The sequence below is a fragment of the Gordonia hankookensis genome (genome assembly GCF_014673215.1).
GTDB lineage: Bacteria > Actinomycetota > Actinomycetes > Mycobacteriales > Mycobacteriaceae > Gordonia > Gordonia hankookensis.
Genome location: NZ_JACWMS010000001.1, coordinates 117,698 through 134,144, shown reverse-complemented (window position 1 = coordinate 134,144; position 16,447 = coordinate 117,698). Strand labels below are relative to the sequence as shown.

Here is a 16,447-nt window from a genome sequence, read left to right as displayed (position 1 = left end):
GATGACCGCATCACGGTATGTGCCCCCCGCTCTCCGGCCGCTCGAAGCGGCCAAGGCGATCTACCGGGGCCCGCGCGGCATGCTCGCCGCGATGGGCCACCTCATCACCTTTCTGGTCAAGTCGATCGGCGCGGTGCCGATCACCTTCACCCACTACCGCAAAGAGGTCTGGCGTCTGCTGTCGGATGTCGCCTGGGGCAACGGCGCGATCGTCGTCGGCGGCGGCACCGTCGGCGTGATGGTGATCCTGGGCGTCATGGGCGGTGCCACCGTCGGCATCGAGGGATACACCGCCCTGAACCTCCTCGGCATGTCCCCGGTGACCGGCGGCCTGTCGGCGTTCGCCACGACCCGTGAGATCGCGCCACTGCTCGCGGCCACCGCGTTCACCGCTCAGTCGGGATGCCGATTCACCGCGCAGCTCGGTTCGATGCGCATCAGCGAAGAGATCGACGCGCTCGAATCCATCGCGATCCGTCCGTTGCCCTACCTCGTCACCACCCGGATGTCGGCGGCCGTACTCGCGATCGTGCCGCTGTATGCGGTGTCGCTGGCCGCGAACTACCTGGCCTGCCAGGTCATGTTCCAGGTGCAGAGCGGCCAGGGCGCAGGCACCTACCTCTACTACTTCAATCAGTTCCTGGTCTCCACCGACATGGTCGCCTCATTCGTCAAGGTGGTCGTCTTCGTCCTGCTGACCACGTTCATCCAGTGCTATTACGGCTATTTCGCCTCCGGGGGTCCCGAAGGCGTCGGAGTGGCCGCCGGGCACGCGATCCGCATGGCGATCATCGTCATCGTCTTCGCCAACCTGGTCCTGACGCTCGTCTTCTGGGGCACCTCGCCCGGAATCAAGATCTCGGGTTAGGGGGAGGATTCGATGGACATCGCCACCGACGGCCGCAATCCCTCACTGCTGCAGTACGTCCTGCGCGGGGTAGCCTTCCTGGTCGCCCTACTCATCTTGTTCGTGCTGCTCTTCCTGCGATACCAGGGCACCTTCACCTCGACGGTCCCGGTCACCGCCAAACTCACCGACGTGGGCGATGGGTTGGTCACCGATGCAGATGTCCGCTACAACGGCCTGATCGTCGGGGCGGTGAAATCGATCGATCTCAGCGGCGACGTCGGGCCGGGCAACCTCCAGTACAAGAACGTCGGGATCGACATCGATCCGGACCAGGCGCCTGGCATCCCCAGCAACGTCACCGCGCGGACCGTGCCGTCGAACCTGTTCGGCGTCAATTCCGTCGAACTCGTCGCGCCCGGACAGGCAAGTGGGGAGGGGCTGTCCTCGGACGCCACGATCCCGGCCGACGAGACCCTGCCGACCATCCGATTGCAGGATGCGCAGAACGAACTGCGGACGCTGCTGCAGGCCGTACCGCCGGAGGATCTCGCGTCGGTGCTCGGGACCATCTCGGATGCGTTGAAGGGCGGCGGTGCGGTGTTCGGCGCGTTCGTCCCGCTGCTGGACAACTACTGGCGCACCATCAACGCACAGTTCCCGCCGGGCGCGCCCTCGGGTTTCGACAACTTCAACAACGCCGTCAAGGGGCTCTCCCAGTCGACGCCGCAGTTGCTGGACACATTGGGCCGCAGCGTGATCCCCGCGATGACCATCGCCGAGAAACAGCAGGATCTCACGGCCCTCCTGTCGGCCGGGGAGGGCGTCCTGGACGAGACGCAGGCACTCTTCGCGGCCAACGGTGATCGGGGCAAGCGGGTCGTGCGTGATCTGAACACGATGGTCGGCGCCGCGGTCCTCGAGCCGGACGCGTTGCCGCAGTCGCTGTCGGCGCTGAACAATCTCGCTGCCAAGGCGCTGACCGTGTTCACCGGTGTCAACGGACACGCGCAGCTCAACATCGGCGTGAGCTTCGGTGCGTATCAGCGGTACACACGACAGAACTGCCCCGTCTACAACGGTGGCCCGTATGGCCAGACACGCGCCCCGGGTTGTGTGGGCCCGGGCACCGGGACGGGGCCGACCAGTTCGGGTCCGTTGATGATCTATCCCTCGGACGGTATGCGCCGCAACGCGTCCGCCGCGGGATCGGTGACCACCTCGTCGGACGACAAGACGCTCGGCACGGCACTCAAGCGCAAGCCGGGTGCCGCGGACACGCTGATGCTCGGCCCGCTGGTCCAGTCGAGTTCGATCAGGCCGGGAAGCCCCAACGGAGCGCAGGGAGGCGGTCGATGAGCCACGGGCAGTCCAGCATCCGCAAACCACTGATCGGCTTCACGGTGTTCGCGATCGTCGCGATGCTCCTGACCTACATCATCTGGTCCACTCTGGAGCGGTCGCTGCCGGGGAACACGAACTCGTTCACCACCTACTTCACGGATGCCTCCGGGCTCGCCACCGGTGACGACGTCCGGATGGCAGGCGTGCGGGTCGGCCGGGTCCACGACATCACCCTCGACGACGGTCGTGCCCGGGTCACCTTCGACGTACAGACCGATCAGCCAGTGTTCACCAACACCCAGGCGGCGATCCGTTACCAGAACCTCATCGGTCAGAGGTACCTGTCGCTCACGTTGGTGAAGGGCGCCGACAGCGCGCCGCTGGCGGCCGGTTCATCTCTGCGTCAGCCCTCCGAGGACTCCTTCGACGTGACCCGACTGCTCGCCGGGTTCCAGCCCGTCTTCGAGACTCTGAAGCCAGAGCAGGTGAATGCATTGTCGGAGGGACTGATCCAGGCCTTCCAGGGCAACAAGGTCTCGCTGAGCTACACCGTCGCCGAGGTGGGGCAACTCGCCTCGGACATGGCCGATCGTGATGCCGTGATCGGTTCGATCATCAACAACCTGAGCGCCGTCATGCGCGACCTGGCCAGGCAGGGGGGTCAGGTCGGCACCGTGATCGACAGCATCTCGGGCCTGATCGAGAACCTCAACGCGAACTCGGCTGCCTTCGGCAAATCGGTGTCCCAGATCGGGCAGACCGCAACCGGATTCGCCGACGTACTAGGACGGAGCCGGAGCTCGCTGTCGGCGGCGGCGACCGACGCGCGGGCGGCCACCTCCACCCTCATCGCCAACGGCGCCAAGCTCGACCGGATGGCGGGGCAGCTGCCGATCTTCCTCGGTCACTTCCCACTGGTCCTCGGTCAGGGCGCCTACCTGAACATCTATGCCTGTGACCTCGACATCGCGATCGGAGACGTGCTGTTGCCACCCGGCATCATCAACAAGATCGGTGGCACCAAGCATTCGGAGGTGTGTCGATGAGCAGGTGGCGCAGACACTTCGACGGCAACCGTCGTTTCTGGTACGGCCTGGCCGGTGCCGTGGTGATCGTGCTGCTCGTACTGGGTGTCACCACTCTGGCGCAGGCACACCTCGGCAAGAAGACCTACACCGGTGATTTCGCCCAGGCCGGCGGCATCCGTCCCGGGGACAAGGTGCGGGTGGCCGGCATCGACAAGGGCGAGGTCAGCTCGACCGAACTCGACGGGAATCACGTGACCGTCACGATGAAGGTCGACCGCGACGTGAACGTCACCTCGAACGGTTCCGCCGAGATCAAGATGTCCACACTGCTCGGACAGCGATATGTCGATGTGTCGCTCGGGGATTCGCCCACCGAGGCCACCGACGGGCGGATCGCACAGACGAGCGTTCCCTACGATCTGCAGAAGACCATCGAACAGGGCACGCCGATCATCGCCGGGATCGACGACGAGAGCTTCGCCGACAGCCTGCGCACCCTCAACCGGCAGCTCGCCGGTGCACCGGCGGTGACCAAGCCGACCCTCGATTCGCTGACCGCGATGTCGAAGGTGATCACCAACCGCCGGGACCAGATCAATCAACTCGTCAGCGACACGAAGTCGGTGACGGGAATCGTCGACGACAGCCAGACACAGTTGTCGATCATCGTCGGGCAGGGTCGGCAGCTGGCCGAGAAGATCACCGCGCGTGAGGCTCTGGTGACGAGGATGCTCGACGGGATCGCCCAACTGACGGAGCAGGCTCGCGCGGTGGCCCGCGAAAACGGCAACCAGTTCGCGCCGATCATGGCCAACCTCAACACGATGTCCCAGGGTCTGGAGAAGAATCGCGCCAACCTTCGCAAGCTCCTCGAGGTGCTCCCGGTCACCGCGCGACTCACCAACAACATCATCGGCGACGGTCCCTACGCGAATGGCTATCTCCCCTGGGGGATCTTCCCGGACAACTGGCTGTGCCTGGCGAGGGTGGTGGACGGATGTTGATCACCGCACGTGGGGTCTGTGGCCTGCGTCGACCGCTGTCGATGGTCGTGCTGGCGCTGATGGTGGTGCTGGGCCTGTCGGGCTGCTCGCTCATCCCGGCGAAGTGGACGGCCGCGTTCGGTTCCGCCATCGAGGTGACCGCATATTTCGACGACGTCTCAGGTCTCTATGCGAGCAACGACGTCTCGGTGCTCGGTATGCCGGTCGGCCAGGTGACCGGGGTGCAGCAGCAGGGCAACCGGGTGAAGGTGACGTTCACCGTGGACAAGGATGTCCCGGTGCCCGCCGACGCCACCGCGGCGATCGTCAACACCTCCATCGTGACCACCCGACACATCGAGCTGTCCCCGACATACTCCAAGGGCGACAAGCTCACCGACGGCGCGGTCATCCAGCAGACGAAGAGCCCGGTGTCGGTCGGCGAGCTGTTCGATTCGATCGACGGGCTGGTGAAGTCGCTGTCGGGTGAGCAGCGCGGTGAGGGACCGGTCGCCGACCTGGTCGACATCACCTCCGGTATCACCAGTGGCAACGGCGAACGGATGCGTGAGGCGTTCGACCAGCTGAGCAAGGCCTCGGAGGTGGCATCCAGCAACGGTGGTGCCCTGATGGAGATCATCAAGACCGTGCAGGGACTGACCTCCACATTGGTGAGCAACTACCCGAAGATGACCGCCTTCTCCAACTCCATCAACAACGTCGCCCAGATGCTCCGGACGCAGGCGCCGGGTCTGCAGGCGACCCTGGGCGACCTGAACGTCGCATTGCAGAACACCACCGCATTCCTGCAGAACAATGCGGGCACGATCGGGTCGTCGACCGGTCGTCTCGCTGCGCTGGCCGAGAACCTCAGCGACTTCTCGCGGCAGGTGGTCGAGACGATCGACGTGGGGCCGTTGCTGTTCCAGAACCTCAGCAACTCGGTCTCGGCCGAGCAGGGTGCCTGGCGTGCACAGGTGTTGCTCGACAAGTCGTTGATCGACACCGAGGCGTTGTCGACCTTCTGCCAGGCCATCAACCTCCAGAAGAACGGCTGTCGCACGGGCCAGCTCAAGGATTTCGGACCGGATCTCGGTGTGTTCTCGGCGATGATGGAGCTGACGAAATGAACCGAGATGGCATCGGACCCTTCCGGGTTCAACGCGCCGTCGGCCGCGGCCGACGCTTCTCGCGCGGCGCCCTGATGATGGTGCTCGTGGCGGCGGTCGTGTCGATGTCGGGCTGTGGTGTGGTCCCCGGACTCACCGTCGAGCAGATCCCGCTGCCCGCTCCCGGCGGCATCGGTGATTCGATCCGATTGACGGCGAAGTTCGACAATGCGCTGAACCTGCCGACGCGGGCGAAGGTCAAGCTCTACGGGACCGACGTCGGTCAGGTCTCCGACATCGTCGCGCAGGACTACTCGGCGGTGGTCACCATGAACGTCAGCAAGGAGTCCAAGCTGCCCACCGGCACCGGTGCCGAACTGCGGCAGGCGACTCCTCTCGGCGACGTGTTCGTCGCACTGCTGCCTCCGAAGGGAATGCCGTCGGGGTATCTCGGCGACGGCGACAGCCTCGACGGGCCGACCTCGGCCGCCGCGACCGTCGAGGATCTGCTCGTCAGCACCTCAGGTCTGGTCGACAGCGGATCCCTGAGCTCGCTGCAGGTGATCCTGACGGAGTTGAGCAGCGCGGTGTCGGCGCATCCGGACGAGCTGTCCGGCTCGATCGAAGGCCTCACCACCGCGATCACGAAGTTCAACAAGAACTCGGCCGAGGTCGACGAGTCGATGCGCAACATGCAGGTGTTGACCGGTCAGCTCGCGGACGGCCGCGCCCAGATCATGGCGTCGATCAACAAACTCGGACCCGCGGTCAACGCGGTGAACAGCCAGATCGGTCAGATCTTGACGACCCTGGACAAGACGAACCGGGTGACCGCGGCGACCAACGACTTCCTGAACTCCGACCAGGACAACCTCGTCGAGCTCATCGGGCATCTGTCGACAGCGCTCAGAGGTCTGCGCGGCGCTGCGCAGGTCCTGGGCCCGCTGTCGGACAATCTGGCCACGCTGACTCCCAAGTGGGTCAAGTCGACGCCCGGTAGTGCCGCGGCGCTGTCGGCGAAGGTCTACTACCTCAATCCCGGTGCAGGGTTCGACTCGGCCAGTCGCCTGCCCGAGTTGCAGGATGTGGACGAGGGCTCGAAGGCATTGCAGCAGACGCTGACCCGACTGCTGGCACGCCTGACCGGTACACGGGGGTGCTGCGGATGAGTGCGTTGTCCGGACCGTTCGGCTGGGTGCGCAGGCACTCGGTCCTCGTCGGGAACATCGGGTTGATCCTGGTGATGCTCGTCGGGCTGGCGTACCTGTCATTCGGCGCGCTTCGCTGGGACCCGTTCAAGGGCACCTATCAGATGACCGTGCATTTCACGAGTTCCGGTGGACTCCAGGACACCTCGGGCGTCATGTTGCGCGGCGCCCGGGTCGGTGAGGTGGAGTCGATCCGCGTGCAGCCGAAACAGGTGGACGTGACCGTCAAGATCACCGACGATGTCAAGATCAACCGCAACGCGGTCGTCGCGGCCCTCGGACTGTCGGCAGCGGGCGAACAGTACGTCGACTTCGAACCGGCGACGGCCGACGGTCCGTACTTCGTCGATGGTGATGATGTCGCGGTGAACCAGACTCGGGTGACGGCGCCGTTCCCCGAGATGCTGGAGGCGTCACTCAACGTCGTGGAGCAGATCGATCCGGTCAAGCTGCGATCGGCGGTCGACAACCTGGAGGTGGCACTCGGTTCGGACGGCTCCGGCGACAACGATCTGCGCGCACTGTTCGTCTCGGGCGGCACCATCTTCGCCGACCTGGCACTTGTGCTGCCGCAGACGAAGAAGCTGATCTCCGACACCGGAACGATTCTGAAGACCACGTCGAACATCCAGCCGGATCTGGGGACCACGGTCTCGTCCTTGAGCACCATCGTGAACGCGGCGGTGGCCTCCGACAAGGAGATCCGCACCCTGCTCGATCGGGGGCCGTCGCAACTGACAAGTCTGACCGGCTCCCTGAACCAGATCCGGGACCCGGTGTCCGACGTGCTCCAGCAGTTCGTGGACGTGGCCCGGCAGGGTGCTCTGCGGGCACCGGCGATCGCAAATCTGCTCCCGTCGATCCGAGACGCCGGGGTCAAGAGTCTCACGATGTTCCACGGCGGCGCGTGGTGGGCGTTCGGCTCCATCTTCCCGCGCCCGAGCTGCAACTATGCCGTCACCCCGGTGCGACCGACGAAGATCCTGGAATTGACCGTGCCCACCAATCTGTACTGTGTGACCGAAGACCCGCGGCAACAGGTCCGCGGATCGGCGAACGCACCTCGACCACCCGGCGACGATACTGCCGGTCCGCCGCCCGGCTATGACCCGAACGCGCGGACAGTGCCGCTCGACAAGTGATGTGAAGAGAAGGAATGACCAAGCAGGACAACAACTCCGACGGAACGCATGACGACTCGGCAGAGTCCGGATCGCCCCGTCCCGAGGACACCGCCCACACCGACGACACCGCGCCTCCGGCCGATGCGGACCTCGGCGCCGATGACACGTCGTCGGGCCCTGTCGACGAGCCGGCACCGAAGGCGCCGCGCCCGCAGACGAAATCCGCTCGGACGGCGGGGCGTCGGTCCGGCACCCAGACCCCGGCGACCGTAGCCCCCGGTGGCGACGAGACACCCGATCCTCAGCGCCCGAAAGCTTCTGGCGGACGGGAGATCTCGCTGACCTTTTCGACGCGCGGACTGGCGAAGGTCCTGGCCGCGATCGTCGTGATCGCGGTGGTGGTCGGTGTCGTGCTGTTGGGCTGGGGCTACTACCACCAGCGGCAGGAACTCGCCGCCTTCGACGACAGCAAGGCGGCGTCGGAGGAGTTCTCGGTCAAGTTGGTCAGCACGATGAACACCGACAACATCGGGAACATGAAGGAGCTCCTCGGCCCCCTGTCCACCGGTGAGTTCCGTCAACATCTGGAGCAGCAGCAGTCCGACGGGAGCAAGGCGGTCAAGGATCTGAACGTGAAGGCCACCCCGGCCGTGAAGTCGGTGTCGGTCACCAGTTTCGACACCGACTCCGCGAAGACGAGCGTGCTGATGGAGGTCAGTGGGACCAGTACGTTGGCGCCGTCCGGCGGCAAGGAATTGATGCTGATCTGGCTGGACCTGCACAAAGAGGACGGCAAATGGCTGGTCGCGAAACTCGACGGTGCACAGGCCGGTATCGGTGCGCCCCAGGGCCAACAGAACCAGTCCGGGCAGCCGGCCGCTCCCGCCGGCTCGCCGGCCCCCGCCCCCGCGGGGTGAGCGACTCCGCCTGACGGTGTGCTCAGCCTGCGCGGGTGAGGATCGCGACGGGTCCGGGTGCGAGCAACTGCGTGAGACGGACCGTGCCGTCAAGGGTGTCGCCGGTCGCCGCGTCGGTCCAGATCCCCGGCGGCAGCGTCACCGAGGTCACCGAGCGGTCGTGTGCGGACAGACTGTGGGTGAACCGTGCGGTCACCAGGGCGACCCGCGGATCGTCCTTGCCTGCTCCCCGGACGAAGGCGATCACGTGATCGGAGCGTGGGCCCTCGGTGGGCAATGGAGCGTAGGTGCCCCTCGCGCCGAAGGCGATCGGATGATCGGCACGGGCCCGTAGGGCCGCGCGGATCAGTTCGGTCTTGGGATGATCTGCGGGCCGCGAGTAGTCGACCGGCCGACGGTTGTCGGGATCGACGAGGGAGTCGTCCCACCATTGGGTGCCCTGGTAGATGTCACCGACACCTGGGCCGAGCAGTGCGATCGCCTTGCGCGCCATCGCCTCGGCCCGCCAGCTCCGCGAGATCTCGCCGACCAGTCCGGCGATGGCGTCCGCGGCATCACCGGTTGTGACGGCGTCCACCCACGAGTCGAGAGCGCGCTCGAACTCCTCGTCCACCTCGGTCCAGGTGGTGCGCAGCCCCGACTCCCGGGCCGCTTTCTGTGCGTAGGCGCGTAGGCGCGTCCGCAGGGTGTCGTCGACCGCTCCGGAGACAGGCCATACGCCGAAGATGTTCTGTAACAGGAAGTATCCCGTCAGGTCGTCCGGTGGCGGCGCGAGGGACCAGATCCGGCGGACCAGCAGCGACCACCGCTCCGGTACCTGGGCGAGCAGGGCGATGCGGGCCCGCACGTCCTCGCCGCGTTTGGTGTCGTGCGTCGACGTCGCGGTCATCGCCCACGGCCAGTCACGTGCCCGACGGGCGTTGCGGGCATGGAACTCCCGCAGTGACATCGCCGGGTTGGCCGGGTCGCCCCCGACCTCTTGAGCGGCGACGAGTCGGGCCGTGCGGTAGAACAGGCTGTCCTCGACACTCTTGGCCGTCACCGCGCCGCAGGTCTGGGCGAGCCGAGACGTCGCCGCACCGGGGCTCGCGGTGGACTGGACCACGAGTTCGAGTGCGGACGCGAGATCAGGTGCGCGACGGGCGATCTCCGCTGCGGTGTCGAGGAGCCGGGAGCGCAGGGACGGGTAGTCGGCGCGATAGACCCCGATCTCGGCGATCAGTTCGGCTGTCGCCTCGGCTACCGCGTCGACGTCGGCGGACGGATCGGAATGCGTGATGGCCCGGACGAGTCGTCGATGCTCGGTCGGGAACATCTGCCGGACGGTGGTCAGCTTGCGTTCTCGTTCGGTGGCGTGCAGCCACGCCGAGTCGCCGGTCGTTGCCGTGATGCTCTCGTGGACCTCGTCGAGCTCGATGATCCCGGTCGGCGCGATGAAGACGGCATCGATCGAGCGCATCTGCTCGTAACCTGTGGTTCCCTCCACCGGCAGGGTGGGCTCCAGGTCCTCGTCCGATGCGAGAATCTTCTCGATGTAGATCAACCGGCGATCGCCGACGTCGGCCCTCAGGCGTCGAAGATAGGCCTGCGGATCCCAGAGTCCGTCCGGATGGTCGACGCGGACACCGTCGATGAGATCCTCGTCGACGAGGTCGAACAGCCATCGATGCGAGGCCGCATAGACCTCGGCGTCCTCTTGGCGCAGGCCCGCGAGTTCGTTGACGGTGAAGAACCGCCGGTATCCGATCAACCCGCTGTTCCACGGGACCAGCCGATAGTGCTGACGATCGTGGACCTGGGCGGGCGTGCCGCCGGCGGTGCCGGGAGCCGTGGGGAAGACATGGTCGTAGTACCGGAGATGTCCGTCGTCGACGGAGAGGGGCGAGAGGTCGCCGTCGGCGGCGATCACCGGGAGCGCGATCTTGCCGTCGGCGCCGTTGTCGGTGGAGAAGTCGACGTCGAACCACGTCGCGTAACGCGAACCCGAGCCGTATCGCAGCAGGTCGTTGAACCACGGGTTCTGTACCGGGTCCGCGACGCCGGTGTGGTTCGGCACGATGTCGACGATGATGCCGAGTCCGTGATCGGTGGCGGCGCGACGCAGCGCCCGCAACCCGTCGATCCCGCCCAATTCGGCCGACACCCTGGGTGGTGGCACCCAGTCGTATCCGTGGGTGGACCCCTCGACCGCGCGTCCGATGGGCGACAGGTACAGGTGGCTCACGCCCAGGTCGGCGATCCGGGGGAGGATCTCGACGACCTCGGCGAAGCCGTGGTCGGGGGTGAGCTGAATCCGATAGCTGGCGACCGGTTCTCGCCGTCCGCCGATGCCGTGGGCGCCGGCGGAGGACACCTGTGGGTCGGTGCTCACGTCGTCTTGCGCAGGACCAGGACCGATCGGGCACCGACGGTCACGGCCGTATCGGCCGCGACGGTGAGGTCGGTCGCGCCGTCGGCGCGGGTGGTGTCGAGCTCGCCGGTCCACTCCAGGCCCCACGACGACGGTGGCAGGTGGAAGTCGATGTCGCCGTCGTGGGCGTTGAAGCAGATGAGAAAGCTGTCGTCGACGACCTTCTCGCCCAGTTCGTTCTTTTCCTCGATACCGTCGCCGTTGAGGAACACCGCCAGGCTCTTGCCGAATCCACTGTCCCAGTCCTCGGCGGTCATGGCCTGCCCGGCCGGGGTCAGCCAGACGATGTCGAGAGCCTGATCGCCCCAGCGAATCGGCTTGCCGGCGAAGAACCTTCGGCGCCGCAGCACGGGGTGGTCGTGGCGCAGCGCGATGGCCCGGCGGGTGAAGTCGAGGAGGTCGGTGTTCTTCTCGGCGAGCGACCAGTCCATCCACGAGAGCTCGGAGTCCTGGCAGTAGACGTTGTTGTTGCCCTGTTGCGTCCGGCCCATCTCGTCGCCGTGGGCCAGCATCGGTGTGCCCTGTGACAGGAACAGGGTGGCCAGGATGTTGCGTTGCTGCTGTGCGCGCAGGGCGAGGATGTCGGGGTCGTCGGTGGGGCCCTCGACCCCGCAGTTCCACGATCGGTTGTGACTCTCGCCGTCACGGTTGTCCTCGCCGTTGGCGATGTTGTGTTTCTCGTTGTAGGACACCAGATCACGCAACGTGAAGCCATCGTGGGCGATGACGAAGTTGATGCTGGCCAGTGGCCGGCGGCCGGTTGCCTCGTACAGGTCCGACGAACCTGTCAGCCGGGACGCGAACTCGCCGAGGGTTGCCGGTTCGCCTCGCCAGTAGTCCCGGACGGTGTCGCGGTATTTGCCGTTCCATTCGGTCCACAGCGGCGGGAAGTTGCCGACCTGGTAGCCCCCCTCGCCGACATCCCAGGGCTCCGCGATGAGCTTGACCTGGCTGACCACCGGATCCTGTTGCACCAGATCGAAGAACGCCGACAGTCGGTCCACGTCGTGCAGTTCGCGGGCGAGGGTGGAGGCCAGGTCGAAACGGAAGCCGTCCACGTGCATCTCGAGGACCCAGTACCGCAGCGAATCCATGATCAGCTGCAGCGTGTGCGGATGGCGCCCGTTGAGACTGTTGCCGGTTCCGGTGTAATCCATGTACGTCTCGGGGTTGCCGTCGACGAGCCGGTAGTAGGCCGCGTTGTCGATCCCGCGGAACGAGACCGTCGGGCCGAGATGGTTGCCTTCCGCCGTGTGGTTGTAGACCACGTCGAGGATCACCTCGATGTCGGCCTTGTGGAAGGCCCGGACCATCGCCTTGAACTCGGTGACCGCGCTCGCCGGCTGGTCGGGCTTCGACGCGTATTCGACGTGGGGTGCGAGGAACCCGAAGGTGTTGTACCCCCAGTAGTTCCGGAGGCCCTTGTCATGCAGGACGAAATCCTGCATGAACTGGTGGACCGGCATGAGCTCGATCGCGGTCACGCCGAGCGACTGCAGATGGTCGATGATCACGGGGTGACACAGTCCCGCATACGTTCCGCGTAGATGCTCCGGAACATCCGGGTGAGTGGCCGTCATCCCCTTCACATGGGCCTCGTAGATGACCGTCTGGTGATAAGGCCGACGCGGGGATCGGTCACTCTGCCAGTCGAAATACGGATTGATCACCACCGACACCATGGTGTGGCCGAGCGAGTCGAGTTGCGGCATGTCGGCCGGTGCGCGGGTGGTGAGCGTCAGCGAGGACTCGGTATCGCCGTCCGACTCGGTATCGGTGTCAGCAGTGTCGGTGCCATGGGTGTCGTCGGTGTCCGGTGTTCCGACGGGCCCGGTCGGGGAGTCGTCGGGAGGTGTCTGGTCCGTGGCACCGGGCGTCGTGTCCAGATCTGCTTCGGCGGTCTCGTCGGCGACGGGCGCCTCGTCCGGTTCTTCGTCGACCATCGGGTACGAGAACAGCGACGCATCCCCGTCGAACTCACCGTGGAAGGCCTTTCCGTACGGGTCCAGCAGCAGCTTGCTCGGATCACACCGGAGGCCCTGAGCCGGGTCGTAGGGACCGTGCACCCGGAAGCCGTAGAACTGACCCGGGCCCACGTTGGGGAGGTAGCAATGCCAGCAGTATCCGTCGACCTCTTCGAGGCGGATCCGACGTTCGGTGCCGGCGTCGTCGATGAGACACAGATCGACCGCGGTGGCGACCTCCGAGAACAACGAAAAGTTTGTCCCCACACCGTCATACGTCGCCCCGAGCGGATATGCGCTGCCCGGCCAGATGATGAAGGGTTCCCGATCGTCCGGCGGTGCCGCGAGGTCGAACGGATCGGGGACGTTGGTGACCTCCGCAGGCTGGGCGGGGCGCGAACCTCCGGCATCGGGGGCCGGTGACTCAGTCACTGCGACCTTCGGCGATTCCATGAGACGACACTAGCCGTCAACGGTCCCGGGTTCATCTCGGAGAGCACGCAGGCGACGTGTGATCGACGACGTCACAGCTCGTCAACGGGGTGACGGGCCCGTCCACGGCACCGCCGCCGCCATCTGGCGGCCCAACTCGTCGCTCAGGCTGCGGACAAACGTCGCGCTGAGGTGATGCCAGTCCTTGTAGACGACCACATTGCCGACGATCGCCGGGCACAACTCGGCATCGCAGACCCCGTTCGAGAGGTCGAGGGGGTGGAACATCGGGCGGCTGGCGGCCAACGCCTTGGCCGGGTCCTCGGGAGCCAGCGCCGCGGCCCGTCGCGTCGCGCAACTCGTGGCCGACCCGCCGTCGGCGAGACATGTCGGCGTGTCGATCAGACCCGCGGCGTTGTGCGGCCAGGGTGTGTCGCGGATGCCGAACACCTGGATGCCCGCCGCGATGAAATCGTCGAAGATCGGCGTGTAGGTCGGGGGCACCCAGTCGCCGGGTTCGTAGTCCCGCGGCCGGGTCGAGTTGGTGAAGATCGCGTCCGGCTTGTCGGCGACGACCTTCTTTTGGACCCGGGTCACCCAGTCGTGGCACTGCGGATACGGTATGCCGTCCTGTTTGGGGACGAGCTCGGTCGACATCGGGCAACCCATCTTCAGATACGTGGTCACCTTGAAGTGATTGCGTTGCCCGAGCAGGTTCAGTGCACTGATCCACATCTCGGCGTGTGATCCGCCGATCAGCGCGATCGTCTTGGTCGCGTTCGGGTCGCCGTACACACCGACGTGGATGTCGGGGTCCTCGAAGCTGCTCATGTAGCCGTCGGTGGAGGTCTCCGGGAAGTCCTTGGTGACCAGTAGCGGCGAGGGCTGAGGATCCAGTGCGGGCACCGGCAGGCCGTTGAGAAGTGCCCGACCACCGGGATACAGGCGCGGATCGAGATTCTTGGTGTCCACGACCATCGTCGAGACGTGTCGATCCCAGATCTTGATACCGACTCCGGTGACCAGCGTTGCGATCACCAGGACCGACGTCAGCACCGATGTGTAGGTCAGCCAGCGGGTGTGCCCGTCCCGACGGGCGTGCGCCAGCCGCGACCGGCCGCCGCCGCGCAGCGGATCCTCGATGTAGCGCTTGGTGAGCCAGGCGAGCGTGATCGAGACAGCGAGCAGGACCACACCCTCGAGGACCGAGGCGTGGTCCTTGCCCCGCCAGGTCAGGTAGAAGATCAGCAGGGGCCAGTGCCAGAGATAGAGGGAGTAGGCGATGGTGCCCAGCCAGACCGGCCACCGGCTGGCCAGCATCCGATTGACCGGGGGGAGGGCCTGCGCCTGGGAGACCCCCGGACGCGGACGCTCCAGGGCGGTGGCACCTGCCCAGATGATCACCAGGGTCGAGCCCACCGGTATCAGCGCCCACGGACCGGGGTAGGAATCGACTCCATCGATCCACCAGCCGCAGGTGACGATCAGGGCCAGGGCCACGACCGCAGCGACGGTGCGGAGCCACCTCGGGACGCGCCAGCTGGGCAGCCAGATGGCCAGCAGCCCGCCTGCGAGGGGTTCCCAGACCCGCGAGAAGGTGTCGAAATAGTTGAACTGCTGATTGACACCCATGCGCATGTGGGCCCAGTAGAACGACACGGCGGCCACGAACAGGACGGCGACCCCGACGAGCACCCGGATGACCCGTGGGTCCGCCAGGGGCGCCAGAGCTTTCGCCGCCAGTTTGATGAGTGCGGCGAACACCAGGGCCACGACCATCGTCGCCACGAAGAACTGGCCCTGCACCGACATCGACCAGATGTGCTGGAGCGGGCTGTTGGCCGAGCTCGCGGCCAGGTAGTCCTGGGAATTGAACGCCAGATGCCAGTTCTGGTAGTACAGCGCGCTCGCGACGAGTTCGCGTCCGATGCTGACCCAGCGGGTCTGCGGGATGACGATGACGGTGAGGACGGCGACCGCGATCAGGACGGTGAACAGGGCAGGCAGCAGTCGACGCAGCAGACGCTTCAGGCGCGGCCACGGATTGATCGTGTCGCGGTAGGTGACGTGTGGTGCCTGACTGTGGATCGCGTGGCGGAGCAGCGAGCCGATGAAGAAATACCCGGACAGCGCGAGGAAGACGTCCACACCGCCCGACACCCGGCCGAACCAGATGTGGAAGCACGCGACGAGTGCGATCGCGATCCCGCGCAGACCATCGAGGTCGGTGCGGTACGCGGGCACGTTGTCCACCGGTGCCGGCGTGGCCGGGGCGGCGGTATGGGTCGGAGCTGCCACTACCTGGGTACGTCTTCCTGTTTCGACGACGTGTTCGGCGAACCGAGCGCGACGACTGGGTTGGTGTGCCAGAGGCTGGTGTCGGGAAGCAATCTACATGTCCAAGCTGTGATATCTCGATTCGGTCCGCTCCGACACGCCTGCGGTCACACCCCCGCTGACCTTTACTTTTCTTTACTTTCGGCCGCGCCGGGCGACGCAGTCACGGCCAAGGCGCGCAGTCGCGCGCCGTCGAGGATCACGCTCAGGCCGTCGGTGAACTCGGCGGTGAAGTCCCGATCCGACGGCTCGATCACCTGGAGACGTTCCATCTGGGCCCGTGTCTGCTCCTCGATGGTGAGTCCGATCACCAACTGACACACCGCGGTCGCGACCGCCCGGGCGTCCCGCTCGCTCAGCCCGCCGTCGCGGGCCACCGAGGACAGATCGATGGCGATCGACTTCGGCGACAGACCGCTGGCCCAACTCGACGACACCACCTCGGCGCTGTCGGGCACCGAGAGGAGTGCCGCGCGCATCCCGGTCGCCAGGAACGCCAACCGCTCATCCCACGGCAGCGACCCCGGTGCCGTGCGCACCTCGCCGAGGATGTCGTCGGACAGGGCTGCCAGCAGCGTCTGCTTGTTCGGGAAATGCCAGTACAGGGCGTTCGGGCGGACGCCGAGGTCCGCGGCGAGCCGCCGCATCGAGAGGTCGGCGAGACTGTGGTCGGTGAGGATGTGCCGAGCCGCTCGCAGGACGTCGGCCCGATTGTTGCTCACTCGCTCAGGGTAATGGGCGCGC

12 protein-coding genes are annotated in these 16,447 nt (G+C 66.1%); 8 read left to right on the top strand and 4 right to left on the bottom strand.

The annotated features are described in order from the left end of the window. The first annotated feature begins 1 nt into the window (after position 1). The 8 genes from IDF66_RS00615 to IDF66_RS00580 are packed head-to-tail and all read left to right on the top strand — an operon-like array spanning position 2 to position 8,560. Positions 2-868, top strand: coding sequence for an MlaE family ABC transporter permease (locus IDF66_RS00615; protein WP_164309302.1), 867 nt, complete (start codon positions 2-4; stop codon positions 866-868). A gap of 12 nt (positions 869-880) precedes the next feature. After that, the gene (locus IDF66_RS00610) at positions 881-2,206 is read left to right on the top strand and encodes an MlaD family protein (RefSeq protein WP_190265397.1); all 1,326 of its coding nucleotides are present in this window, start codon (positions 881-883) and stop codon (positions 2,204-2,206) included. Further along, entirely contained in the window at positions 2,203-3,237 is a 1,035-nt protein-coding gene (locus IDF66_RS00605; protein WP_190265396.1) for an MlaD family protein, read from the top strand. Before IDF66_RS00610 ends, IDF66_RS00605 begins: the two co-directional genes overlap by 4 nt. Beyond that, positions 3,234-4,223 carry an MCE family protein gene (locus IDF66_RS00600; protein ID WP_164309305.1) on the top strand — a complete coding sequence of 330 codons (990 nt, stop codon included), beginning with the start codon at positions 3,234-3,236 and terminating at the stop codon, positions 4,221-4,223. The genes IDF66_RS00605 and IDF66_RS00600 overlap by 4 nt, the downstream gene beginning before the upstream one ends. 41 nt (positions 4,224-4,264) lie before the next feature. Further along, positions 4,265-5,332, top strand: a complete 1,068-nt coding sequence (locus IDF66_RS00595) for an MCE family protein (RefSeq protein ID WP_388000971.1) — start codon at positions 4,265-4,267, stop codon at positions 5,330-5,332. Then, positions 5,329-6,480 carry an MlaD family protein gene (locus tag IDF66_RS00590; protein ID WP_190265394.1) on the top strand — a complete coding sequence of 384 codons (1,152 nt, stop codon included), beginning with the start codon at positions 5,329-5,331 and terminating at the stop codon, positions 6,478-6,480. The genes IDF66_RS00595 and IDF66_RS00590 overlap by 4 nt, the downstream gene beginning before the upstream one ends. Further along, complete coding sequence (locus tag IDF66_RS00585; RefSeq protein ID WP_190265393.1) at positions 6,477-7,661, top strand: MlaD family protein; 1,185 nt, start codon at positions 6,477-6,479, stop codon at positions 7,659-7,661. The genes IDF66_RS00590 and IDF66_RS00585 overlap by 4 nt, the downstream gene beginning before the upstream one ends. 14 nt (positions 7,662-7,675) lie before the next feature. Then, the gene (locus IDF66_RS00580; RefSeq protein ID WP_190265392.1) at positions 7,676-8,560 is read left to right on the top strand and encodes a hypothetical protein; all 885 of its coding nucleotides are present in this window, start codon (positions 7,676-7,678) and stop codon (positions 8,558-8,560) included. A gap of 22 nt (positions 8,561-8,582) precedes the next feature. Here IDF66_RS00580 and treY read toward each other — a convergent pair whose 3' ends face one another. The 4 genes from treY to IDF66_RS00560 form a co-directional block, all read right to left on the bottom strand. After that, positions 8,583-10,931 carry a malto-oligosyltrehalose synthase gene (gene treY / locus IDF66_RS00575; RefSeq protein ID WP_317628532.1) on the bottom strand — a complete coding sequence of 783 codons (2,349 nt, stop codon included), beginning with the start codon at positions 10,929-10,931 and terminating at the stop codon, positions 8,583-8,585. Then, positions 10,928-13,387, bottom strand: a complete 2,460-nt coding sequence (glgX, locus tag IDF66_RS00570) for a glycogen debranching protein GlgX (RefSeq protein ID WP_190265391.1) — start codon at positions 13,385-13,387, stop codon at positions 10,928-10,930. The genes treY and glgX overlap by 4 nt, the downstream gene beginning before the upstream one ends. An 81-nt stretch (positions 13,388-13,468) precedes the next feature. Continuing rightward, entirely contained in the window at positions 13,469-15,664 is a 2,196-nt protein-coding gene (locus IDF66_RS00565) for an acyltransferase family protein (protein ID WP_190265390.1), read from the bottom strand. Positions 15,665-15,828: 164 nt separating this feature from the next. After that, positions 15,829-16,425, bottom strand: coding sequence for a TetR/AcrR family transcriptional regulator (locus IDF66_RS00560; protein ID WP_190265389.1), 597 nt, complete (start codon positions 16,423-16,425; stop codon positions 15,829-15,831). Between the last annotated feature and the right edge of the window lie 22 nt (positions 16,426-16,447).

Excerpts from the sequence above, each read along its gene's own strand:
- IDF66_RS00615 (WP_164309302.1), top strand. The coding sequence starts at position 2 with ATGACCGCATCACGGTATGTGCCCCCCGCTCTCCGGCCGCTCGAAGCG.
- IDF66_RS00610 (WP_190265397.1), top strand. The coding sequence starts at position 881 with ATGGACATCGCCACCGACGGCCGCAATCCCTCACTGCTGCAGTACGTC.
- IDF66_RS00605 (WP_190265396.1), top strand. The coding sequence starts at position 2,203 with ATGAGCCACGGGCAGTCCAGCATCCGCAAACCACTGATCGGCTTCACG.
- IDF66_RS00600 (WP_164309305.1), top strand. The coding sequence starts at position 3,234 with ATGAGCAGGTGGCGCAGACACTTCGACGGCAACCGTCGTTTCTGGTAC.
- IDF66_RS00595 (WP_388000971.1), top strand. The coding sequence starts at position 4,265 with ATGGTCGTGCTGGCGCTGATGGTGGTGCTGGGCCTGTCGGGCTGCTCG.
- IDF66_RS00590 (WP_190265394.1), top strand. The coding sequence starts at position 5,329 with ATGAACCGAGATGGCATCGGACCCTTCCGGGTTCAACGCGCCGTCGGC.
- IDF66_RS00585 (WP_190265393.1), top strand. The coding sequence starts at position 6,477 with ATGAGTGCGTTGTCCGGACCGTTCGGCTGGGTGCGCAGGCACTCGGTC.
- IDF66_RS00580 (WP_190265392.1), top strand. The coding sequence starts at position 7,676 with ATGACCAAGCAGGACAACAACTCCGACGGAACGCATGACGACTCGGCA.
- glgX (WP_190265391.1), bottom strand. The coding sequence starts at position 13,387 with ATGGAATCGCCGAAGGTCGCAGTGACTGAGTCACCGGCCCCCGATGCC.